At 70.9% G+C, this 21,633-nt stretch carries 18 protein-coding genes and 3 tRNA genes; 12 read left to right on the top strand and 9 right to left on the bottom strand.

What is annotated here, in order from left to right:
- The first annotated feature begins 10 nt into the window (after positions 1-10).
- Positions 11-307: a DUF1876 domain-containing protein gene (locus CP983_RS29745; protein WP_150502930.1), complete on the top strand. Its 297-nt coding sequence runs from the start codon at positions 11-13 to the stop codon at positions 305-307.
- Positions 308-324: 17 nt separating this feature from the next.
- Here CP983_RS29745 and CP983_RS29740 read toward each other — a convergent pair whose 3' ends face one another.
- Positions 325-1,005, bottom strand: coding sequence for a response regulator (locus CP983_RS29740; RefSeq protein ID WP_125529289.1), 681 nt, complete (start codon positions 1,003-1,005; stop codon positions 325-327).
- A complete protein-coding gene (locus CP983_RS29735; RefSeq protein ID WP_150502928.1) occupies positions 1,002-2,681 on the bottom strand; it encodes a sensor histidine kinase in 1,680 nt (559 codons plus the stop codon). Before CP983_RS29735 ends, CP983_RS29740 begins: the two co-directional genes overlap by 4 nt.
- 97 nt (positions 2,682-2,778) lie before the next feature.
- Here CP983_RS29735 and CP983_RS29730 point away from each other — a divergent pair, with 97 nt between their 5' ends.
- The 9 genes from CP983_RS29730 (at position 2,779) to CP983_RS29690 (ending at position 13,089) form a co-directional block, all read left to right on the top strand.
- Positions 2,779-3,789 carry a Bug family tripartite tricarboxylate transporter substrate binding protein gene (locus CP983_RS29730; protein ID WP_125529291.1) on the top strand — a complete coding sequence of 337 codons (1,011 nt, stop codon included), beginning with the start codon at positions 2,779-2,781 and terminating at the stop codon, positions 3,787-3,789.
- The gene (locus CP983_RS29725) at positions 3,786-4,325 is read left to right on the top strand and encodes a tripartite tricarboxylate transporter TctB family protein (protein WP_150502926.1); all 540 of its coding nucleotides are present in this window, start codon (positions 3,786-3,788) and stop codon (positions 4,323-4,325) included. Before CP983_RS29730 ends, CP983_RS29725 begins: the two co-directional genes overlap by 4 nt.
- 7 nt (positions 4,326-4,332) lie before the next feature.
- Positions 4,333-5,835 carry a tripartite tricarboxylate transporter permease gene (locus CP983_RS29720; protein WP_107906717.1) on the top strand — a complete coding sequence of 501 codons (1,503 nt, stop codon included), beginning with the start codon at positions 4,333-4,335 and terminating at the stop codon, positions 5,833-5,835.
- Positions 5,836-5,853: 18 nt separating this feature from the next.
- Positions 5,854-6,249, top strand: coding sequence for a universal stress protein (locus CP983_RS29715; protein ID WP_030946795.1), 396 nt, complete (start codon positions 5,854-5,856; stop codon positions 6,247-6,249).
- Between the two features lies 1 nt (position 6,250).
- Positions 6,251-7,435 carry a DUF475 domain-containing protein gene (locus tag CP983_RS29710; protein ID WP_150502924.1) on the top strand — a complete coding sequence of 395 codons (1,185 nt, stop codon included), beginning with the start codon at positions 6,251-6,253 and terminating at the stop codon, positions 7,433-7,435.
- Positions 7,436-7,614: 179 nt separating this feature from the next.
- The gene (locus tag CP983_RS29705; RefSeq protein ID WP_150502922.1) at positions 7,615-9,366 is read left to right on the top strand and encodes a VanW family protein; all 1,752 of its coding nucleotides are present in this window, start codon (positions 7,615-7,617) and stop codon (positions 9,364-9,366) included.
- A 235-nt stretch (positions 9,367-9,601) separates the two neighbouring features.
- On the top strand, positions 9,602-10,441 hold the full coding sequence (locus CP983_RS29700) for an SDR family oxidoreductase (protein WP_150502920.1): 840 nt from the start codon (positions 9,602-9,604) through the stop codon (positions 10,439-10,441).
- A gap of 114 nt (positions 10,442-10,555) precedes the next feature.
- Positions 10,556-12,049: a cytochrome ubiquinol oxidase subunit I gene (locus tag CP983_RS29695; protein ID WP_150502918.1), complete on the top strand. Its 1,494-nt coding sequence runs from the start codon at positions 10,556-10,558 to the stop codon at positions 12,047-12,049.
- On the top strand, positions 12,046-13,089 hold the full coding sequence (locus CP983_RS29690) for a cytochrome d ubiquinol oxidase subunit II (RefSeq protein WP_167537777.1): 1,044 nt from the start codon (positions 12,046-12,048) through the stop codon (positions 13,087-13,089). The genes CP983_RS29695 and CP983_RS29690 overlap by 4 nt, the downstream gene beginning before the upstream one ends.
- 11 nt (positions 13,090-13,100) lie before the next feature.
- On the opposite strand, the gene CP983_RS29685 is transcribed toward CP983_RS29690, so the two are convergent.
- The 3 genes from CP983_RS29685 to CP983_RS29675 form a co-directional block, all read right to left on the bottom strand.
- A complete protein-coding gene (locus CP983_RS29685; RefSeq protein ID WP_150506965.1) occupies positions 13,101-14,678 on the bottom strand; it encodes a GMC oxidoreductase in 1,578 nt (525 codons plus the stop codon).
- A gap of 96 nt (positions 14,679-14,774) precedes the next feature.
- A complete protein-coding gene (locus CP983_RS29680) occupies positions 14,775-15,701 on the bottom strand; it encodes a cyclase family protein (RefSeq protein ID WP_150502916.1) in 927 nt (308 codons plus the stop codon).
- Between the two features lie 3 nt (positions 15,702-15,704).
- Positions 15,705-17,528, bottom strand: a complete 1,824-nt coding sequence (locus CP983_RS29675; RefSeq protein WP_150502914.1) for a glycoside hydrolase family 15 protein — start codon at positions 17,526-17,528, stop codon at positions 15,705-15,707.
- 165 nt (positions 17,529-17,693) lie between these two features.
- Here CP983_RS29675 and CP983_RS29670 point away from each other — a divergent pair, with 165 nt between their 5' ends.
- Positions 17,694-18,647: a DUF389 domain-containing protein gene (locus CP983_RS29670; RefSeq protein ID WP_150502912.1), complete on the top strand. Its 954-nt coding sequence runs from the start codon at positions 17,694-17,696 to the stop codon at positions 18,645-18,647.
- Positions 18,648-18,657: 10 nt separating this feature from the next.
- Here CP983_RS29670 and CP983_RS29665 read toward each other — a convergent pair whose 3' ends face one another.
- From CP983_RS29665 to CP983_RS29650, 4 genes are all read right to left on the bottom strand, one after another.
- Positions 18,658-20,442, bottom strand: coding sequence for a cation:proton antiporter (locus CP983_RS29665; RefSeq protein WP_150502910.1), 1,785 nt, complete (start codon positions 20,440-20,442; stop codon positions 18,658-18,660).
- A 167-nt stretch (positions 20,443-20,609) separates the two neighbouring features.
- A tRNA-Ile gene (locus CP983_RS29660) sits at positions 20,610-20,686 on the bottom strand.
- Between the two features lie 180 nt (positions 20,687-20,866).
- Positions 20,867-20,939: transfer RNA gene (locus tag CP983_RS29655), tRNA-Asn, on the bottom strand.
- Positions 20,940-20,944: 5 nt separating this feature from the next.
- Positions 20,945-21,017 (bottom strand) — tRNA-Asn (locus CP983_RS29650).
- 160 nt (positions 21,018-21,177) lie between these two features.
- On the opposite strand from CP983_RS29650, the gene CP983_RS29645 reads away from it, so the two are divergent.
- The gene (locus tag CP983_RS29645; protein ID WP_125525786.1) at positions 21,178-21,486 is read left to right on the top strand and encodes a YtxH domain-containing protein; all 309 of its coding nucleotides are present in this window, start codon (positions 21,178-21,180) and stop codon (positions 21,484-21,486) included.
- Positions 21,487-21,633: the final 147 nt, after the last annotated feature.

Raw genomic sequence — 21,633 nt, 5'->3', positions numbered from 1 at the left:
AGTGATCTCGATGGAAGACAAGCAATGGACCGTCCGGATCCGCATCACCGAGGACGGCGACGACACCCGCGCCGAGGCCGTGCTGACCACGCAGGACACGCCGGAGGACCTGATGGCCGTGACCGGCCGGGGTGTGGCCCACCGCAACCCCGTCGACCGGTCGATCCCCGAGATCGGCGACGAACTCGCCGCCAGCCGCGCCCTGGAGGACCTGGCGGTCCGGCTGCACGACGTCGCGTCCGACGACATCGTGAACATGGCCGGATCGGCCGACCGGGAGGGCAGTACGGCGTGGGAGCGGCCCTAGAGGGGTTCGGGAGCCGCCTAGACGTCCAGCCAGCTGTAGCGCCGCTCGGGCCGTCCCGCCTGCCCGTACCGCAGGGACACCTCGGCCCGGCCCGTGACACTGAAGTGCTCCAGGTAGCGCCGGGCGCTGACCCGGGACACCCCGGAGCGGGCCGCGCACTCGGCGGCGGAGAGGCTGCCGTCGGCCGCCCGTAGCTCGCGTTCGATCAGTTCGGCGGTCTCCACGCTCATGCCCTTGGGCAGGGCGGCCGGCGCGGCGGCGGGCGCGGCGCCCCGGGCCAGTGCCCGGTCGACGTCGGACTGGCCGCTGACGACGGCCGCGTAGAGGTTGCTGCGCCGGGCCGCGTACTGCTCCAGGCGGGTGCGCAGGTCGTCCGCGTCGAAGGGCTTCAGCAGATAGTCGACGACACCCTGGCGTACGGCGCCGCGGACCGCCTCGGACTCGCGTGCCGCGCTGATCACCATGACGTCGCAGTCGTGCCCGGCGGTGCGCAGCCGGGGGATGATCTCCAGGCCGAACATGTCGGGCAGGTAGAGGTCGAGCAGCACCAGGTCCGGTTGCAGCTCGCCGACCGCGGCGATCGCCTGCTCGCCGCAGTTCGCGGTGCCGATCACCCGGAACCCGTCGACGTCGTTGACGAATCCACGGTGGATCCGCGCCACCATGAAGTCGTCCTCCACGATCAGGACGTCGATCATCGCACTGCCTCCGTCGCTCGGTCGGCCGGTCGGCCGACGGACATGCGGGCGGTGAACATGGCGCCCTCCTCGGTGTTGGCCACCGACACCTCACCGCCCCGGCGCTTGCACACCAGCCGGGTCAGCGCCAGGCCGATGCCGCGGTCGCCGCCCTGCGCGGCCTTGGTGGTGAACCCGTGCAGGAACACCTCCTGCGCGAGCTCGGGCGCCACCCCGGGCCCCGAGTCCCGTACGACGATCTCCACGCTGGAGGCGTCCTGGCGCAGCTCCACCTCCACCCATGCCTCGGGGTCGCCGTCCCCCTGCCGGGCGCCGCCGGCGGCGGCGTCGACGGCATTGTCCACGAGGTTGCCGAGCACGGTCGCCACGTCCGCGGAGTCGGTCGGCTCCAGCCGGTCCAGGGAGGTGCGCTCGGAGATCTTCAGCCGCACCTTGCGTTCCGCGGCCAGCGCCGACTTCGCCATGAGCAGCGCGGCGACGGCCCGGTCACCGACCCGGCTGGTGATGCTCACGTCGAGCGACTCACGGTGCTTGCGCAGGGCACGGACGTAGCGGACGACCTCGTCGTGCTCGTTGATCTGGATGAGCCCGGAGATGGTGTGCAGCTGGTTGGAGAACTCGTGGGCCTGGGCGCGCAGCAGTTCGGCGGAGCTGCGAAAAGAGCCCAACTCCCTTTCCAACTGTGCGAGTTCGGTGCGGTCGCGCAGGGTCGTCACCGAGCCGAGGAGGCGGCCGTCCTTGGTGACGTCCATGCGGTTCATCACCAGGACGCGGCCCCGGCGGATGACGACCTCGTCGCGTCGCGCGGGATCGCCGGGTTCGCCCTCGCGCGGGGTCCCGGCCAGGACGTCGTAGAGCCGCCCCTCGATCCCGAGGTCGGCCAGGCTCATCCCGACGCAGTTCTCGGGCAGGTCCAGCAGGCCGCGGCCGACGGCGTTGACGAGCGTGAGGCGCTGGTGCGGGTCGAGGGCGACCACGCCCTCGGCGATCCCGAACAGCATCGCCTCCCGGTGCTCGGCGAGCCCGGCGATCTCGCGCGGCTCCATGCCGAAGGTCTGGCGTTTGATGCGCCGGGCCAGCAGCCAGGAGCCGGCCACCCCGAGGACGCTGGCGACGCCGAGGTAGACCAGCAGATAGGACGAGGCGCCGACGAGCCGCTGCCACACCGACGGGGAGGTCCGCCCGATCATCACGGTGCCGAGGTGGTCCCCGGCGTTCTTCTTCTCCGCCCCGAGCACCGGCGCCTGCGCCACGAGCTGGGTGAGGCCGCCCACCGGCAGCTCCCCGGACCAGCCGACGGCCTCGGTGACCTGCGGTCCGTCACCCGGCATCCGCGTTCCGACCAGGGTCGGGTCGGTGGCCGCTACGATCTCGCCGTCGGTGTCGGCGACGAGGGCGGAGGTGACACCGGACCTGGTGAGCGTGGACTGGAGCAGCGGGGCGAGCATCTCGGCCGGGGCGGGCCGCACGAGCTGCATGCGCACCAGGGGGTTGCCCGCCGTCTCCTCGGCGAGGGCGGTCACCCGGCGCCCCTCGACCCGGTCGAACGTGGCCTTGGACTGCGCCAGCGACACCGCCGCGACGGCGGCGAGCACGATCACGACAATGGCGAGCTGCCATACCAGCAGCTCACCTGCGAGCGTCTGACGCCTGTGTGGCCGGGACGTTATGACCACTATGAACTCAACCTTCAATGGTCACACAACCGAGACGGGGTGTCTCAGGAACCGCACAATCATGGCGCCGGAACGGGCCGAGCGAAAGAGATGAGCCATGAGAAGTCGACGAGCCGCACTTGTCGGAGCTCTTGCCGCCGTGTCGATGATCGCGGTGAGCGCCTGCGGCGCCACCGCCGACAAGGACGAGTCCGGAGGTGGAAGCGGGTCCGGCAAGCCCGTGACCGGCCTTCGGCTGATGGTCCCCAACACCCCGGGCAGCGGTTACGACCTCACCGCCCGCACCGTCACCCAGGTCATGCAGGACACCGAGGTCGCCTCCGGCGTGCAGGTCTTCAACCTGCCCGGCGCCAGCGGCACCGTGGGCCTGCAGCGCCTGGTGAACGAGAAGGGCAACGGCAAGATGGCCATGCAGATGGGCCTCGGTGTCGTGGGAGCCTCGTACACCTCGAAGTCCAAGGCGACGCTGACCGACACCACGCCGATCGCCAAGCTGATCGAGGAGGCCGGCGCGATCGTCGTGCCGAAGGACTCCCCGTACAAGACGATGGACGACCTCGTCACCGCCTGGAAGAAGAACCCCAAGAAGTTCGCGGTGGGCGGCGGCTCGACGGCGGGCGGCCCCGACCACCTGCTGCCGATGCAGCTGGCGAAGGCCGTCGGCATCAAGCCGAAGGACGTCAACTTCGTCTCCTACGACGGCGGCGGCGAGCTGCTGCCTGCCATCCTCGGCAACAAGCTGGCCTTCGGCGCCAGCGGGTACAGCGAGTTCCTCGACCAGATCGAGGCCGGCCAGGTCCGCGTCCTCGCGGTCACCAGCGAGAAGCCGATCGACGCGCTGAAGGACGCCCCCACGCTGAAGGACTCCGGCATCGACCTGGTCTTCACCAACTGGCGCGGGATCGTGGCCCCTCCGGGCATCACGCAGGAGCAGGAGAAGACCTGGATCGACGCCCTGACCACGATGCACGACTCGAAGGAGTGGCAGGCGCAGCTGGAGAAGAACGGCTGGGTCGACGCCTTCGCCACCGGTGACGAGTTCGGCACCTTCCTGACCGAGCAGGACAAGGCGGTCGCCGACCTGCTGGCCGAGCTCGGGCTGGCATGAGCTCCCAGGTGAAGGACGAACGGACCGTGGAGGACTCCCCTCCGCCCCGGGAGGGCGGGGACCGCGCGCAGTACGGCATGTGCGCGTTCCTCGCCCTGCTGGGCACCGCCGTGGTCGTGGACGCCGTCGGCATCCCGCACATCACCAGCGGGACCGACCCGGTCGGCCCGCGCGCGGTCCCGCTGATCCTGGGCACGCTGCTGGTGGTGCTCGCGGTGCTGTACGCCGTCGACGTGGCCCGGGGCGGCCACGGCGAGCCGGAGGCCGGCGAGGACGTCGACCTGTCGGGCGGCGCCGACTGGCGCACGGTGGCGCTGCTGGTCGCGGTGTTCGTGGCGAACGCGCTGCTCATCGAGCGGCTCGGCTGGGTGATCAGCGGCGGCCTGCTGTTCTGGGGCACGGCGTTCGCGCTCGGCAACCGGCACTACATACGCAATCTGCTGATCGCCGCGACGCTCTCCCTGACGACCTTCTACGCCTTCGCGATCGGCCTCGGCGTGAACCTCCCCGCCGGCGTGCTGCAAGGAATCCTGTGAGGCCGCGATGGACAACCTGAACAACCTCATGCAGGGCTTCGCGGACGTCATGGACCCGCTGAATCTGCTGCTCGCCCTGGTCGGCGTGATCATCGGCACGGCGGTGGGCGTCCTGCCGGGCATCGGCCCGGCGATGACGGTGGCCCTGTTGCTGCCCATCACCTACGGCATGGAGCCGGTGCAGGCGTTCATCATGTTCGCCGGCATCTTCTACGGCGGCATGTACGGCGGCTCGACGACGTCGATCCTGCTGAACACCCCGGGCGAGTCCTCGTCCGTGGTCACCGCCATCGAGGGCAACAAGATGGCGAAGGCGGGCCGCGCCGCGCAGGCGCTGGCCACGGCGGCGATCGGCTCCTTCGTGGCGGGCACCATCGGCACCCTGCTGCTGGTCCTGATCACCCCGTTCGTCGTGGACTTCGCGGTCAGTCTGGGCGCGCCGGACTACTTCGCGCTGATGCTGCTGTCGTTCATCGCGGTGACGTCGATCCTGGGCTCGTCCCGCATCCGCGGCTTCATATCCCTGCTCCTCGGCCTGACCATCGGCCTGGTCGGCATCGACACGGTCTCGGGCCAGCAGCGCCTGACCCTCGGCATACCGCAGCTCGCCGACGGCATCGACGTCGTCGTGGTCGCCGTCGGCATCTTCGCGGTCGGCGAGGCGCTGTGGGTGGCCGCGCATCTGCGCCGCCGCCCGGCCGAGGTGATACCCGTCGGCCGCCCGTGGATGGGCCGCCAGGACTGGAAGCGGTCCTGGAAGCCCTGGCTGCGGGGGACGGCGTTCGGCTTCCCGTTCGGCGCGCTGCCGGCCGGTGGCGCGGAGATCCCGACGTTCCTGTCGTACGCCACCGAGAAGCGGCTGACCAAGCACCCCGAGGAGTTCGGCAAAGGGGCCATCGAGGGTGTGGCCGGCCCGGAGGCCGCGAACAACGCCTCCGCGGCGGGCACCCTGGTCCCGATGCTGGCGATCGGCCTGCCGACCAACGCCACGGCGGCGGTCATGCTGGCCGCCTTCCAGTCGTATGGCATCCAGCCCGGCCCCCTGCTCTTCGAGCGCGAGGCGAGCCTGGTCTGGGTCCTGATCGCGAGCCTCTTCGTCGGCAACCTGCTGCTGTTGCTGCTGAACCTGCCGCTGGCCCCGGTGTGGGCGAAGCTGCTCCAGATCCCGCGCCCCTACCTGTACGCGGGCATCCTCTTCTTCGCCACGATGGGCGCCTACGCCGTCAACGCGCAGCCGCTCGATCTGTTCATCCTCCTCACCCTGGGCCTGCTGGGCTTCGCCATGCGACGCTTCGGGCTGCCGGTCCTGCCGCTGATCGTCGGCGTGATCCTCGGCCCGCGCGCGGAGCTCCAGGGCCGGCGCTCCCTCCAGCTGTCCGGCGGCGAGATGTCGGGGCTGCTGGGCGGACCGGTGTCGTACACGGTCTACACGGTGATCGTCCTGGTCCTGGTGTGGCCGCTGATCCGCAGGTTCGTCGTACGTCCTCTGCGCGCGCGTAGCGCCGCCTGAGCATCTGGAGAAAACGAGATGACCATCCTGGTCGGCTACGTCCCCTCACCGGAGGGGGAGGCGGCCCTGCGCGCGGCGATCGACGAGGCCCGCCGGCGCAAGGAGAAACTCCTGGTCGTGAACACCACGCGGGGCGACTCCCTGGTGGATCCCCGCTTCGCGCAGGAACCCGATCTGAGCCATGTCCGCGAGGACCTCGCGGCGCTCGGCATCGACTTCGACATCCGCCAGGTCCTCGGCGCCCGTGACGCCGCCGAGGAGATCATCGACCTCGCGGAGACCAAGGACGCCTCCCTGGTGGTGATCGGGCTGCGGCGGCGCAGCGCGGTCGGCAAGCTGATCATGGGTTCGGCGGCCCAGCAGATCCTGCTGGGCGTGGGCTGCCCGGTCCTGGCCGTGAAGGCGGAGGGCTGACATGGTGCTGCGGACCTTCGGCTGGTCGTTCGCCGTCACGGCGCTCGGCCTCGCCTTCGCCGCGTGGCAGTGGGGCTGGGAGGCCTTCGGGATCGTGCTGATCCTGTCGGTCCTGGAGATATCGCTGTCCTTCGACAACGCGGTCGTCAACGCCGGGGTGCTGAAGAAGATGAATGCCTTCTGGCAGCGCATCTTCCTCACCCTCGGCATCCTCATCGCGGTGTTCGGCATGCGGCTGGTGTTCCCGGTCGTGATCGTCGCCATCAGCGCCAAGGTCGGGCCCGTCGAGGCGGTCCGGCTCGCCCTGGACGACCCCGGCCGCTACCAGGACCTGGTCACCGACGCGCACCCGGCGATCGCGGCCTTCGGCGGCATGTTCCTGCTGATGATCTTCCTGGAGTTCATCCTGGAGGACCGCGAGATCAAGTGGCTGGCCTGGCTGGAGCGCCCGCTCGCGAGGCTCGGCAAGATCGACATGCTGGCGGTCTGCCTGGCCCTGATCGCCCTGCTCGCGACGGCGCTGACCTTCGCCGGCCACGCCCACGTCAGCACCGGCCACGCGGACAAGACCGCCACCGTGCTGCTGTCAGGGGTCGCCGGTCTGATCACGTATCTCGTGGTCGGCGGTCTCTCCGGGTTCTTCGAGGACCGGCTCGAAGAGGAGGAGGAACACGAGCACGAGGAGGAGGAGAAGGCCCGGGCCGAGGGCCGGCCGGTCTCTGCGGTCGCGCTGGCCGGCAAGGCCGCGTTCTTCCTCTTCCTCTACCTGGAGGTCCTGGACGCGTCGTTCTCCTTCGACGGCGTGATCGGCGCCTTCGCCATCACCAACCACATCTTCTGGATGGCGCTCGGCCTCGGCATCGGCGCGATGTACGTCCGTTCGCTCACGGTCTACCTGGTCCGGCAGGGCACCCTCGACGACTACGTCTACCTGGAGCACGGCGCCCACTACGCCATCGGCGCCCTCGCGGCGATCCTGCTGATCACCATCCAGCACCAGATCAGCGAGATCATCACGGGCCTGATCGGCGTGGTCCTGATCGCCGCGTCCTTCCTCGCCTCGGTGCGCCGCAACAAGGCGCTGGAGGCGTCCGGGGCGGACGGGACGGACGGCGCGGCCACGGACGGGAAGGACGGCGCACCGGACGAGCGGGACGAGAAGGCGGAGGTGGCGTCGGGGGCGTGAGACGCCGGCCGGGGCTCCGGGGCGGCGCTTTCGGGCGGGACACAAGGCGTGATCCGGGACAAACGTGGTCCACGACATAGGCGTTTTCGCCCGATTATGGCTAGCTGGATGTGTTTGCCTCGCGCACAGCGTCGCGTCATCCACGCGCCGTCCTCGTCGATCGCCCGCCCTGGAGACTCATGCGCCTCCGCGCCCCCTCCGTCCCGCGAACCGTCTCGGCTCGCCGTATCAGCTCGCTTCCGCCCCTGGCCCTGGCCGGCGGTGCCCTCACCGTCGGCATCGGCGGCCTGTATCTCGCCGGGCTGCTGCTCTCGGGCGGCGACATAGAGGGCGGCACGACGGTGCGCGGCGTGGACATCGGGGGCCTGAGCCGTGCGGAGGCCGTCAGGAAGCTGGAGGACCGGCTCGGACCGGCCGGCGCCCGCGAACTGACCGTGACGATCGGTGACCGCAGGACCACGGTCGATCCTTCGAAGGTGGGCATCACCTTCGACTACGAGAGGACCGTGGACCGCGCGGGCCGCACCGAGAGCGCCGACCCGTTCAGCGTGATCGGCGGCCTCTTCAGCTCGGGCGGCCCGGTCGAGCCGGCCGTGCACGTCGACGAGGACAAGGCCCATGGCACCCTGAAGAAGATGGCGAAGGCGCTCGACCAGAAGGTCCGCGAGGGCGCCGTCGGCTTCGAGAACGGCCAGGTGCGGCCGGTCACCCCGCACAGCGGCCACGCCCTCGACACGAACGCCGCCGTCGGCACCCTGAGCACCGCCTTCCTGGACGGCGACGCCAAGGCCGTCACCGCCCTGCCCACCCATGAGACGAAGCCCAAGGTCACCGAGCGGGAGATGCGCCGGGCGGTGCGCGAGTTCGCGGAGCCCGCCATGTCGGCGCCCGTCACCCTCACCGCGGCCGACCGGCGCTTCACCATCGACCGGCCCGTCCTGGGCGAGCACCTGAGGATGCGCGCGGACGACGCCGGGCACCTCACGCCGAAGCTGGACGCCGCGGGCCTGCGCGCCGACCCCGCCGTGGCCCACCCCCTGTCCACGCTGCCCGCCCGGGCGCACAACGCCGAGCTGCGCCTCGTCGGCAACCGGGTCGGGGTGGCCGAGGACGGCCGGGCCGGACATGTCGTCACCGACAAGGCGCTGGGCAAGGCCGTGATGCCACTGCTCACCCGGCGGGGCGCCGCCCGCAGCGGCGAGATCGCCACGCTCGTGGCCGAGCCGCAGGTGACCCGCGCGAACGTCGAGCGGCTCGGTCTGCGCGAGCAGATGTCCTCCTTCACCGTCAACTTCGAACCGGCGCCGTACCGCTCACGGAACATCGGCCGTGCGGTGGAACTGATCAACGGCTCCGTCGTCATGCCGGGCAAGGACTGGAGCTTCAACCGGACCGTCGGCGAGCGCACCGAGGCCAATGGCTTCGTCGAGGGCGTGATGATCCTCAACGACGAGTTCACCAGGGCGCCCGGCGGCGGTGTGTCGGCGGTGGCGACGACCATGTTCAACGCGATGTTCTTCGCCGGCGTCAAACCCCTGGAGCACGGCGCCCACTCGTTCTACATCGAGCGCTACCCGGAGGGCCGTGAGGCGACGGTGGCCTGGGGCAGCCTGGACCTGAGGTTCAACAACGACTCGGGCCACGCCATCTACATCCAGGCCCAGTCCACCGACTCCTCGGTGACGATCTCCTTCCTGGGCACCCGCAAGTACGACGACATCGGCGCGATCAAGAGCCCGCGCACCCATGTGAAGCAGCCCGAGCGGAAGGTGAGCACGGCCGAACGGTGCGTCCCGCAGACTCCGTTGGAGGGCTTCGACGTGGCCGTGCAGCGGGTCTTCGTCCAGGACGGCCAGGTGGTGCGGCGCGAGCCGTTCCGCACGCACTACAAGCCGCGTGACGAGATCGTCTGCGAGCCGCAGTCGCCGTAAGGACCGTAGCCCGGCCGTGTGACATGCACCGGCCCGAAGCGGCCGCACAGCGTGCCGGTGCGGCCCAAGCACGGCACGTGGTGCTTGGGTCGGGGCACCGGGCGCGCGACGGTTCCGGCACCGGGCTGCTTCCGTCCTCGTGCGTACCGGCGGCCGATCCACTCCCGGCCTTCCCCCACCGTGTCGCCCGCCACCGGCGACGCGTGCCGTCCGAAACGCCGAAGGAGAGATCGCGATGGCAGGAACGGCCGACGACAAGGCGCCGCCGCCGAACGCCCAGTTGCTCAGGGGCCAGAAGGCGCTGGTGACCGGCGCCAACTCGGGCATCGGCCTGGCCACCGCGGTCGCGCTCGGCCGGGCCGGGGCGGACGTCGTGGTGAACTACGTCGCCGGCGCGGACGAGGCCGAGAAGGTCGTGGAGCAGATCAAGGCACACGGGGTCCGCGCCTACGCCCACCAGGCCGATGTGTCCGACGAGGACCAGGTCGTGGCCATGGTCGCGCAGATGGTCGAGGACTTCGGCACCATCGACATCATGGTGGCCAACGCGGGCCTCCAGCGGGACGCGCCCCTGACCGACATGACGCTCGCCCACTGGCAGAAGGTCATCGACGTCAATCTGACCGGCCAGTTCCTGTGCGCCCGCGAGGCCGCCAAGGAGTTCATGCGCCGGGGCGTGGTCGAGGAGGTGTCCCGCTCGGCCGGGAAGATCATCTGCATGAGCTCCGTCCACCAGGTCATCCCCTGGTCGGGGCATGTGAACTACGCCTCCTCCAAGGGCGGGGTGGGCATGCTGATGCAGACCCTCGCCCAGGAGCTGGCCCCGCAGCGGATCAGGGTCAACGCGATCGCGCCCGGCGCCATCCGCACCCCGATCAACTACGACGCCTGGTCCACTCCGGAGGCCGAGGCCGACCTGCTGCGGCTGATCCCGTACAAGCGGGTGGGCGACCCGGAGGACATCGCCAACGCCGCGGTCGCGATGGCGTCCGACCTGCTCGACTACGTCGTGGGCAGCACCCTCTACGTCGACGGCGGCATGACGCTCTTCCCCGGCTTCGCCACCGGAGGCTGACCCCCGGTCAGGGGTGCCCGCGCCCGCGATCCGGCCCGTCCGGCGTCCCGGCCCGGCACACACCTCGTCGTTCCGCACCCCCGCGTCCCGCGGGCCCAGACCACCGAGGCGCACATGATCGGCACCGTGTCCCTGCTGGCGGCGAGCACCCCGCCCCAACTCCTGCCGGCCCGCGAGCTGATGGCGTTCACGCTCGCCTCGCACATCCTGCTGGTCCCGTTCGGCGTGGCCCTGCCGCTCATCACCCTGATCATGCATTACCGGGGGCTGCGCCGCGACGACCCCGTCGCGCTCAAGCTCGCCCGCCGCTGGTCGGCCGTGATGGCGATCCAGTTCGCCGTCGGGGTCGTCACCGGCACCGTGCTGTCCTTCGAACTCGGCCTGCTGTGGCCGGGGATGATGGGCCGCTGGGGTGACGTCTTCGGCCTCGGATTCGGCGTCGAGGCCTGGGCGTTCTTCCTCGAGGCGATCCTGATCGCGATCTACCTCTACGGCTGGCGCCGCCTGAAGCCCTGGACGCACTTCTGGCTGGCCGTGCCGCTGCCGCTGACCGCGCTGCTGGGGGCGTTCGGCATCATCGCGGCCAACTCCTGGATGAACACGCCGCAGGGGTTCGAGCTCGACGCGAACGGCGATCCCGTCCAGGTCGACGTACGGCAGGCGATCTTCACCCCGATCTTCGGCGCGGAGTACTGGCACTTCGTGGTGGCGATGTTCCTGACGGCCGGTTACCTGGTCGCCGGCGTGTACGCGGTCGGCTGGCTGCGCGGGCGGCGCGACCGTTATCACCGGCTCGGCTTCACGGTGCCGTTCACCGTGGCCGCGATCCTGACCCCGATCCAGTTCATGCTCGGCGACTCCGCCGCCCGGTCCGTCTTCCACAAGCAGCCGATCAAGTTCGCGGCCATGGAGATCGTCTGGGAGACGGACACCCATGTCCCCGAGTATCTGTTCGGGCGGCTGAACAGCGACGGATCGATCTCCGGCGGGATCAAGATCCCCCAACTGGACTCGATCCTCGCCGGCTTCAAGCCCAGCACCAAGGTGACCGGGCTGACGTCGGTACCGGCCTCGGACCGTCCCAACGCCGTCCAGGCCACCATCGTCCACTGGGCGTTCGACATCATGGCCACCATCGGCAGCCTGCTGATCCTGCTCGCCCTGTGGTACGGCTGGTGCTGGCTGCGGCGCCGGGACCTGCCGCACAGCCGCTGGTTCTTCCGCTGCGCCGCGATCGCGGGAGCGGCCTGCCTGGTGACCGTGGAGTGCGGCTGGATCACCACCGAGGTGGGCCGTCAGCCCTGGATCGTCTACAACCACATGCGGGTCTCGGAGGCGGTGACCGACACCCGCGCCGGCTCGCTCTGGACCATGCTCGGCATCGTCATGGCCGTGTACGTGTGCGTGTTCGGGGCGTTCCTCGCGGTCCTGCTGAAGATGCGGACGCGCTGGCGCATCGCCGACGAGGCCGACCCGGCCGCCCGCACGGGACCGCACCCGGAGACCGACACCCCTTACGGCCCCAGGGGCGAGCCCGAGCCGGCGGGCGCCCGCACCGCGCCCGGTGACGGCTCCGGCTCCGGCGACTCCAAGGGCGGTTCGTCATGATGGCCGACCTCATCGCCTGGGTGATGGTCCTCGCCATCGCCGCCTACGCCTGCGCCGGCGGCACCGACTACGGCGCCGGGTTCTGGGACCTGCTGGCCGGCGGGGCCGAGCGCGGCCGGCGGCCCCGTTGGCTGATCGACCACGCCATGGCGCCGGTCTGGGAGACCAACAACGTCTGGCTGATCTTCGTCCTGGTCGTCATGTGGACCGGCTTCCCGACGCTGTTCCAGGCCGTGTTCACCGCCCTGTGGCTGCCGCTCGCCCTCGCCGCGGTCGGGCTGGTGCTGCGCGGCGCCGGGTTCGCCCTGCGCAAGCCGACCCGGCGGCTCGCCCGACGACGGATCTACGGCGCCGCGTTCGCACTGGCGTCGCTGGTCACGCCGTTCTTCCTCGGAGCGGCGCTCGGCGCCGTCGCCGCCGGCCGGGTCGCCGTCGGCACGACCGCCACCGCGGACGCCTGGGCCAATCCGACGTCGGTCCTGACAGGCCTGCTGGCCGTCGCCGCCACCGCGTTCCTGGGAGCGGTGTTCCTCTGCTCCGACGCGCTGCGATTCGACGCCGAGGACCTGGTGGACTACTTCCGGGTGCGCGCGCTGTTCGCCTTCGCCGCCGTCGTCGTCCTCGCGATCGTCGCCCTGCCCGTCACCCACGACGACGCCCGATACGTCTGGGACGGCCTCACGAGCGGCTGGGGGCTGCTGCCGGTGATCCTGGCCGGGGTGTGCGGGGTGGCCACGGTGGTGCTCCTGCTGCGCCGGTCCTACGCGTGGACCCGGTACACCTCGGTGGCGAGCGTCGCGCTGATCGTCGTCGCCTGGGGCCTCGCGCAACGGCCCTATCTGCTGCCCACCTCCCTGACGGTGTCCGAGGCGGCCGGTGCCGCGCACACCCTGCGCTGGCTGGCGATCGTCACGGTCATCGCCGTCGTCCTGGTCGGCCCGGCCCTGGTGCTGCTGTACCGGCTCGACACCATGGGCACCCTGGAGCCGCTCACGGACTCCGACACCGGGGCCGCGAAGGCGCCGGGGGACAACTACTGACCGCCGTCCCGTCAGCGCAGCCGTTCGGCGATGTGGTCGCCGACCCGCAGGGCGTTCGCCATGGCGGTCAGTGACGGGTTCACCGCGCCGATGCTGGGGAAGAAGCCGGTGTCCACGACGTAGAGGTTGTCGAGGTCGTGGGCCTTGCAGTGCACGTCGAGGGCGGAGCTCCGCGGGTCCGAGCCGAACCGTACGGTGCCGGCCTGGTGTGCGGTGGCCCCGATCGGCATGCCCTTGTGCAGGTAGAGGCTGTGCGGCAGCAGATGGTGCTCGTGCATGCCCAGGTGTTCGAGCATCCCGCGCAGCTTGTGCCGGAGGCGCTCGAGCCCGGCGATGTTGTTCTTCTCGTCGAGGGCGAGATGGACCCCGTCGTCCTCGTCGAGGGTGACGCGGCTCTCGGGCAGCGGGAGGTCCTCCCCGCACAGCCAGAAGTCGACGGCGTGGTGGGCGAGGGTCTCGAACGGCATGTCGGGCGCGACGGCGCCGGCCCAGCGGGGCGCCTCGCCGTGGATCTGGTCGGCGTCGGACTTGCCGAGCATCTGGATGCCGCCGAGCGGGAAGTCCCAGTCGTCCGCGCCCAGATACCAGTCGTGCAGCGCCAGGGTCTTCTGGAACTTGGTGGGGTTGGGTTCCTTCGACACGGCCATCAGCGCCAGGTTGTTGTGCCGCATGTAGTGGCGTCCCACCACGTCGGAGCTGTTGGCCAGGCCGCCCGGGTGCCGGTCGTTCGCCGAACGCAGCAGCAGCACGGCGGAGTTGACCGCGCCGCAGGCCACCACCACGATGTCGGCGCTGAACGACTCGGTCATGTCGCCGACCTGAGTGACCACCCCGGTGACGGTGCGCCCGGTCGGGTCGGTCTCCAGACGTCGTACGTGGGCGCCGGTCACCATCGTGACGTTGTCGTGCCGGAGCGCCGGGTCGACGCAGATCACCTGCGCGTCTGACTTGGCGCCCAGCAGGCAGGGGAAGCCGTCGACCCGGTCGCAGCGGATGCAGGCGCTGGTGCGGGTGGCCCCGCCGTTCTCGTCCTGGGTGAGGTTCACGCCGATGGGCAGGTGGAAGGGGTGCAGGCCCCGCTTCTCCAGGTCGTCGCTCAACTGCTGGATGCGCGGCTCGTGCTCGACCGGGGGGTGCGGGTACTGGCCGCCGGCCGCCCCCTCTGTCGGGTCCTCGCCGTGCCGTCCGTGCACCAGGTAGAGCTGCTCGGCCTGGGTGTAGTACGGCTCCAGGTCCTCGTAGCGGATCGGCCAGGCCGGTGAGACACCGTCGTGGTGGCGCAGTTCCCCGAAGTCCTCGGGCCGCAGCCGGAAGAGCGCGGCGCCGTAGAACTTGGTGTTGCCGCCGACGTAGTAGTTGACCTCCGGCGGGAACTCCTTGCCGTGCTTGTCGTACCAGAACTCCGGGGCGCGGTACTTGCCCTTGACGAAGACGGCGGTGGACTCCCAGTTGTCGCGCTCGCGCGGCAGGTAGTCGCCGCGTTCCAGGATGAGGACGCGTTTTCCGGTGGGAGCCAGCCGGTGGGCGAGTGTGCCGCCGCCCGCTCCCGTTCCGATGATGATGACGTCGTAGTGCCGGTCGTCGGCCATGACGAGACCCCCGTTCCTGGAGTGGAACATGTGTCCCCTGTTTCGACGGTATCGGCCGTCCCGGGGAGCGGCGACTCGGCGCGGATCCGGGCGTACTCAGAGGACGGCGATCGGATTCACCGGTGATCCGGTGGCCTCGGGCAGCCGCAGGGGGGCGACGACACAGAGGAACGACCAGCGCCCCTCCTCCTCGCACACCCGCACCAGGTCCTCGAACTGGAGGTAGTCCAGCAGGTACAGGCCCAAGGCGTGGATCGCCAGCACGTGTACGGGGAAGTCGACGCCGTCGGTGCAGCTCGGGGCGGTGTCGTTGTTGCCGTCGCCGCCGAGCACGGCGACCCGGCGCTCCGCGAGGAACTCCATCGCGGACGGATGCAGCCCGGCGCGCGCCCGTGCCACATGCCAGGCGCCCAGCTCGGCGCGGCGCAGTCGGTGGCCGACCCGGACGAACAGCAGGTCGCCCTCGGTCACCCGGACGTCCTGGGCGCGCTCGGCCGCGCCGAGGTCGTCGGCACTCACGTGATCACCCGGTTCGAGCCAGGGCACGCCGCGCAGCCGCGGGATGTCCAGGAGCACGCCGCGGCCCACGATGCCGTCATGGGCGGCGTCGATCGCGAGGGCGGTGGCGCCGCCCTCGGTGACGGTGCTCGCGGGCACGCCGCCGTGCAGGGTGCCGTCGTAGATCACATGGCACAGGGCGTCGATATGGCTGTCGGCGTCCCCGTGGACGTTCATGGCGAAGCGGTCCATGGCGAAGCGGAGTCCGCTCCCGGACTCGCCGGACCGCCCGGGCCACTGGCTCATCCGGTGCCTGGCGGGCTCCGGATCGTCGGGGCCGGGCGCCGTCTGCACCGGGGCGGCCATGGTGACCGTCCGGCCGGTGCGCACCTCACGGGTCGCGGCCAGCACCCGAGCGGGGGTGCGGGCGCCCTCGTCGCCCTCGGCTGCGCGTCCCGCAAGGCGCCGGTACAGCGCGTCGAACTCGGCCGGGGTGAGCCTGGCAGGACGGGCGTCGGTGGCCATGGCTCAGCGCCCCTGCGCCGCCGCGTCGAGCGCCTCGTCGAGGGTGAGGGCGGCCATGATCAGGGACAGATGCGTGAAGGCCTGGGGGAAGTTGCCGAGCTGCTCCCCCGTCGGGCCGATCTCCTCCGCGAACAGGCCGACGTGGTTGGCGTACGTCTGCATCTTCTCGAAGGTGTAGCGGGCCTGGGGCAGCCGGCCGGCGCGGGCCAGCGCGTCGACGTAGAGGAAGGTGCACAGGCTGAAGGTGCCCTCCGAGCCGCGCAGGCCGTCCGGGGAGGCCGCCGGGTCGTAGCGGTAGACGAGGCTGTCGGAGACGAGCCTGCGGTCCATCGCGTCCAGCGTGGACAGCCAGGTCCGGTCCCGGGCCGCGACGAAACCGACCCTGGGCATCAGCAGCAGCGAGGCGTCCAGCACGTCGCCGTCGTAGTGCTGGACGAAGGCCTGCTCCTTCTCGCTCCAGCCGCGCTCCACGACCTGGTCGAAGACGGCGTCCCGTGCCGTGCGCCACCGCTCCACGTCGGCCGGTCTGCGGAAGGTGTCGGCCAGCCGCATCCCGTGGTCGAAGGCGACCCAGGACATCACCCGGCTGTAGGTGAAGTTCCGCCGGCCGCCGCGGGTCTCCCAGATGCCCTCGTCCGGCCGGTCCCAGGCGTCGGCGAACCAGTCCAGTGTCCTGCTCAGCGTCCGCCAGCCCTCGAAGCTGGACTGCTGCGCGACCTCCTGCCCCTGGGAGACGGCGTAGAGGGCCTCGCCGTAGATGTCCAGCTGGAGCTGGTCGGCGGCGCCGTTGCCGATGCGGACCGGCGCGGAGCCGCGGTAGCCCTCGAAGTGGTCGAGGGTCTCCTCCGGCAGGTCGGGGCTGCCGTCGACCCGGTACATCGTCTGGAGCGGCTCCCCCTCCTTGCCCTCGCGCTCGCGCAGCCGGTCCACCAGCCAGTGGACGAAGGAGACGGCCTCCTCGGCGAACCCGAGGTCCAGCATGACCCGCACGGACAGCGCGGAGTCGCGCACCCAGGTGAAGCGGTAGTCCCAGTTGCGCTCCCCGCCGACCTGTTCGGGCAGGCCCATGGTGGCGGCAGCGATCAGCGCTCCGGTGGGGGCGTAGGTGAGGAGCTTGAGGGTGATGGCCGAGCGGTGCACCAGCTCGGGCCAGCGGCCCTGGTAGCGGCACTGACGCAGCCACTTCCGCCAGAACAGGGCGACTTCCTCGAACTGTCCGGTCAGCCCTTCGACGGACGGGGCGTCGGGCGCGGCGCCGCCGGGCGCGCAGACGGTGAACACGACGCCGCCCGACTCGCCGGCCCGCAGCGTCACCCGGCCGCGCACGTCCCGGCCGTCCGGTTCCAGTGGGAAGGAGCAGCGCAGGTGCGCGTCGATGCCGGGGGCCCGGAACAGGGCGCCGTCCGCGTCGAGTTCGAGCTCGTGCTCGGCGCGGCCGTAGTCGAAGCGCGGGCGGCATTCGAGGGTGAAGTCGACGGTGCCCCGCACGACCCGGACGATCCGGATCAGGGTGTGCCGGTCGGTGGCCGTGCGGCTGTCCTCGAGCGGCATGAGGTCGAGGACCTCGCCGACCCCGTCCGGGGACATGAACCGGGTGACCAGGATGGCGGTGTCGGGGTAGTAGAGCTGCCGGCAGGTCCCCTCGGGATGCTCGGGGGACAGCCGCAGATAGCCGCCGCGGTCGTGGTCGAGCAAGGCGGCGAAGACACTGGGCGAATCGAACCGGGGAGCGGCGAACCAGTCGACGACGCCCTGCGAGGAGACGAGGGCAGCGGTCTGGAGGTCGCCCACCAGCCCGTGTTCGGCGATGGGGGGATAGCGGTCCATTGCGGCTCCGGAATCTCTGAGGAGCAATCTCGGACGGGCCCTGTTCCCACTATCCGGCAACCGCCCCGGCGCCGCCCGCCCTGTCGGTTTGCCGACCGCTCTCCCCGTGGGCGTTACTGAATGCGGCCGGAAGAACACGGAGAGCGGGGAGCGGAAGGGGCCGTCATGCAGATGATCCACCTCAGGCTGGTGAGCCCCGCCGATCTCACCCCACGGGCGATCGAGCTGCTGACCGGCGACCGCTTCGTGTTCAACCTGGTGGTCCTGCCGGTGCGGGCCCACCGTCCCACCGGCGACACGATCGTGTGCGACGTCCTGGCGGGCGGGGCCAACACCGTCCTGCGCGGGCTGCGCGAGCTCGGTCTCGACCGCCGCGGGTCCATGGTGATCGAGCCGGTGGAGATCGCGTTCTCCGGCATCGCCGCCGAGACGGAACGGCAGCAGCTCGGTCCGCTCGCGCACGCGCCCGTCTGGGAGGAGGTCGAGGCACGCATCCGCGCGGAGGGCACCTACGTGCCGAGCTTCTACGTCTATCTCGTCATCGCCGGTCTCCTCGCGGCGTCGGGCATCTTCACCAACTCGCAGATCCTCATCGTCGCGGCGATGGTGGTCGGGCCGGAGTACGGCGCCATCACCAGCGTCGCGCTGGGCATCGACCACCGCAGCGGCACCAGGATCCGGCAGGGCCTGCTCGCGCTGACCACGGGTTTCCTGCTGGCCATCGCGGTGACGCTGGTGTTCTCGTGGGTGATCCGGGCCCGCGACCTGCAGCCCACGGCCTTCGAACTGGGCATCAGGCCGGTCTCCTCGCTCATCGACGCCCCCAACTTCTTCTCCGTCGTCGTGGCGGTGCTGGCCGGCGTCGTCGGCATCATGTCGCTGACCCAGGCCAGGACGAGCGCGCTGCTCGGCGTCTTCATCTCGGTCACCACGATCCCGGCGGCCGCGGGCATCGGCGTGTCGCTCGCGTTCTCCGACTGGGACCAGGCACGCGGCTCACTGGCCCAACTCCTGCTCAACATCGTGCTGTTGATCGTGGTGGGTGTGCTGACGCTCAGGTTCCAGCGGTTCATCCGGCGGCGCATCGGCCGACGCGGCGGGCGCACCGAGGCACGCTGAGCCCCTCCCCTCAGCCCTCCTGGGGCGGTCCCCCGGGTCGATCCGGCACTGGTCCGATCATGACGGCGACGTCACCGGGCCGCGGCTCGGGCGGGTCTCCGGCGCCCGCGGGCTCCAGCCGGCCGTCGGCCCGCACCAGGAGCAGCAGGTCGTACTCGCGCGGGACCGGGCCCTCGAACCGCCGCGCCACGATGCGCGCCCCCTGCGCGTACCGCTCGGCCACGGCGAGCCGGCTGAGCCGCGGAGCGAGCAGTGTCTCCCCGGTGCCGTACGGGGCCACCACTCCGTACTCGCGGCTGCGCGGGCCGAGGCGGTGGACCGGCACCCCTGCGCCGCGGCGCAGCACCATCGACGCCAGCGCGTTGAAGTCGTCCTCGTCCGTGAGGAACAGCACCGAGGTGATGCCTTCGAGCCGGGCACCGCGCCCGGTGGCCGCCGCCAGCAGCTCTCCCGGCGCCAGTTCAAGCCCCGCCGCCCGGATACGCCCCCGCTGCTCCTCGGAACTGGCCCACATCAGCACCTCCGGCCCCGCCGACCGCAGGGCGCGCCCGAGTGCGACGGCCCAGGGGTCGCCGCCGACCAGCAGCGGGCGGGCGCGGGTGGTCCGGGTGACGCCGAGACGCCGTGCGACGGGGACCGCGGTCAGGCCGTACAGCGTCACGGTCGCGGCGATGACCAGGAAGGTGACCGGCAGGATCTTCGAGGCCCCGCCGATGCCCGCGGCGACCAGACCGGTGGCGAAGGTCGACGCGTTGGCGGCGGCCACGATGCCGCGCGGCGCCATCCACGCGAGGAAGCCGCGCTCGGCACGGCTCAGGCCGGCCCCGAGCGTCGCCAGCCACACGGCAAGCGGGCGGGCGAGCAGTACGAGGACCGCGACCAGGCCGAGGGCCGGCAGGACCACATGGTGCAGGGAGGCCGGGGTGACCGAGGCGGAGATGGTCACGAACAGCAGGCCGATGACGATCTGCACCAGCGTCTCGAAGAAGGGTCGCTCCTCCGGCACGTCGAAGCCCGGCAGATGCATCACCGCCAGCCCCATGACGATCGCGGCGATCAGCCCGGAGTCCGCGCGGACCATGTCGCAGGCCGCCGCCACCGCGATCACCGTGGCCAGCTGCGCGGAGGTGGCCTGCACCTCGCTCGGCCGCAGCCGGACCAACAGCAGCCACAGCAGGGCCGTCCCCACGACGGCCCCGGCCAGACCGGTCCCGACACTGATCGCGAACTGCACGAGCTGGGTGCCGTCGCCCCTGGTGCCGTCGTCGAGGACGGCGGCGAAGACCAGGGCGCCCAGGACGGCGCCGACCGGGTCGACGAGGGAGCCCTCCCAGACGAGGATCCGCTGGAGCCGATCGGCAGGACGGACGAAATCCAGCAGCGGTCCGACGACGGTCGGCCCCGACACCACGAGGATCGCGCCGAGCATCACCGCGGCCTGACCGGACAGCCCCAGCACGGGCACGGCGAACAGGGTGGTGAACGCCCAGGACACGGCCACGCCGAACACGATCAGCCGGAGCACGGTGCGGCGCTCGCGACCGCGCAGCAGGCGCAGATCGAGCCCGAGCCCGGCGTCGTAGAGGATCACCGCGACGGCGAGCGACACCAGCGGCTCGAAGGCCGCGCCCAGCAGCCGCTCGGGGTGGATGTCGTCGGTCAGCGCGCCCGCGACGAAGCCGGCCGGCAGCAGGACGATCAGTGCGGGGATGCGCGCGCGGGAGGCGAGGATCTGGGAGCCGACCGCGAGCACGAAGGTCAGGCCCACTCCGAAGAGGACCTCGTCGGTCGTCACCGCTCGCTTTCCCCGGCTTCTCCCCCGCTTGAGTCGCTCGTCGTTCGCGTCTCATGCTCACTCGACGGGGAGTTCCTCGCATCCCCGACGGGAGTGCGGCGGATTCCGGTCCGGGGGCCCAGAGTTGACGCCTCGTGCGGAACGTTTCTTCGCGAAAGAGACGTGCGTGGTGGGGCGGGTGGGACTCGAACCCACGGCCGACGGATTATGAGTCCGCTGCTCTAACCGGCTGAGCTACCGCCCCATAGCGGCGTGTCGCGTACAAGTGTGCGCGCCGTCTGCCGCAGCATAGCCGCTCATACGATCTCCTGCTTCGTATGGTCGACTTCGCATGCCCTGAAGGACTCCGCTCCGACCTGCACGGTTCCCGCCGCAGGTGATCAAGCATGAAAAAGGACCCCCAAGGGGGTCCTCGTTCAGCGTGCTCCCCCGACTGGACTCGAACCAGTAACCTGCCGGTTAACAGCCGGCTGCTCTGCCAATTGAGCTACGGAGGACCGAGCTCCCCGGACTGGACTCGAACCAGTAACCTGCCGGTTAACAGCCGGCTGCTCTGCCAATTGAGCTACCGAGGAAGGTCTCGTATTGCATCGAACGTACCTACCTGGGTATTCGCCAGGGGGCGTGCGCTCGCTGCGACACATACATTAGCGCAAGCAGGGGGGTGCTCCGCCAATCGGTTCCCCCCGGCACCGACGCCGCACCAGGAACCTACTCAAGGGAAGGGTGGCAGCCATGCGCTACCGGCTCACGTTCGTCATCGGAGTAGCCGTCGGTTACGTCCTCGGGACACGCGCCGGACGCGAGCGCTACGAGCAGCTGAAGAAGACCGCCCGGGACATCTCCCAGAACCCCGCGGTGCGCAACACCGCGGAGTCGGCGGCGCAGCAGGGCCGGGTGTTCGCGGGCAAGGCGTACCACACGGTCAGCGAGAAGGTCGGCGACCGGGTCCCGGAAACAGTGGCCCAACGAGTCCGCTCCCTACGGGAGCGCAGCGCCCACAACGGAGGCGCAGAGGACGACTGGGGCACGAGCAACACGTGAGCAGCACTTGTTGAGCGCCGGGCACGGCAACGCCGCCAGGGGGCGCGGGGAACTGCGCGACCAGCCCTCCACGACCCGCACCCGAAAAGCCACACGCACCCCCCACGACGCCCATGGCCCAAGCCAGCGCAGCACTACGGCACAATT

The sequence above is a fragment of the Streptomyces chartreusis genome, from assembly GCF_008704715.1.
In the GTDB taxonomy this organism is placed as follows: Bacteria; Actinomycetota; Actinomycetes; order Streptomycetales; family Streptomycetaceae; genus Streptomyces; species Streptomyces chartreusis.
The sequence above is the reverse complement of the archived record's forward strand: the minus strand, read 5'-3'. Positions and strand labels throughout refer to the sequence as shown.

What these genes read in the sequence shown, in the direction of transcription:
- CP983_RS29745 (WP_150502930.1), top strand. Translation starts at nt 11, where the DNA reads ATGGAAGACAAGCAATGGACCGTCCGGATCCGCATCACCGAGGACGGC.
- CP983_RS29740 (WP_125529289.1), bottom strand. Translation starts at nt 1,005, where the DNA reads ATGATCGACGTCCTGATCGTGGAGGACGACTTCATGGTGGCGCGGATC.
- CP983_RS29730 (WP_125529291.1), top strand. Translation starts at nt 2,779, where the DNA reads ATGAGAAGTCGACGAGCCGCACTTGTCGGAGCTCTTGCCGCCGTGTCG.
- CP983_RS29725 (WP_150502926.1), top strand. Translation starts at nt 3,786, where the DNA reads ATGAGCTCCCAGGTGAAGGACGAACGGACCGTGGAGGACTCCCCTCCG.
- CP983_RS29720 (WP_107906717.1), top strand. Translation starts at nt 4,333, where the DNA reads ATGGACAACCTGAACAACCTCATGCAGGGCTTCGCGGACGTCATGGAC.
- CP983_RS29715 (WP_030946795.1), top strand. Translation starts at nt 5,854, where the DNA reads ATGACCATCCTGGTCGGCTACGTCCCCTCACCGGAGGGGGAGGCGGCC.
- CP983_RS29710 (WP_150502924.1), top strand. Translation starts at nt 6,251, where the DNA reads ATGGTGCTGCGGACCTTCGGCTGGTCGTTCGCCGTCACGGCGCTCGGC.
- CP983_RS29705 (WP_150502922.1), top strand. Translation starts at nt 7,615, where the DNA reads ATGCGCCTCCGCGCCCCCTCCGTCCCGCGAACCGTCTCGGCTCGCCGT.
- CP983_RS29700 (WP_150502920.1), top strand. Translation starts at nt 9,602, where the DNA reads ATGGCAGGAACGGCCGACGACAAGGCGCCGCCGCCGAACGCCCAGTTG.
- CP983_RS29695 (WP_150502918.1), top strand. Translation starts at nt 10,556, where the DNA reads ATGATCGGCACCGTGTCCCTGCTGGCGGCGAGCACCCCGCCCCAACTC.
- CP983_RS29690 (WP_167537777.1), top strand. Translation starts at nt 12,046, where the DNA reads ATGATGGCCGACCTCATCGCCTGGGTGATGGTCCTCGCCATCGCCGCC.
- CP983_RS29685 (WP_150506965.1), bottom strand. Translation starts at nt 14,678, where the DNA reads ATGGCCGACGACCGGCACTACGACGTCATCATCATCGGAACGGGAGCG.
- CP983_RS29680 (WP_150502916.1), bottom strand. Translation starts at nt 15,701, where the DNA reads ATGGCCACCGACGCCCGTCCTGCCAGGCTCACCCCGGCCGAGTTCGAC.
- CP983_RS29675 (WP_150502914.1), bottom strand. Translation starts at nt 17,528, where the DNA reads ATGGACCGCTATCCCCCCATCGCCGAACACGGGCTGGTGGGCGACCTC.
- CP983_RS29670 (WP_150502912.1), top strand. Translation starts at nt 17,694, where the DNA reads ATGCAGATGATCCACCTCAGGCTGGTGAGCCCCGCCGATCTCACCCCA.
- CP983_RS29645 (WP_125525786.1), top strand. Translation starts at nt 21,178, where the DNA reads ATGCGCTACCGGCTCACGTTCGTCATCGGAGTAGCCGTCGGTTACGTC.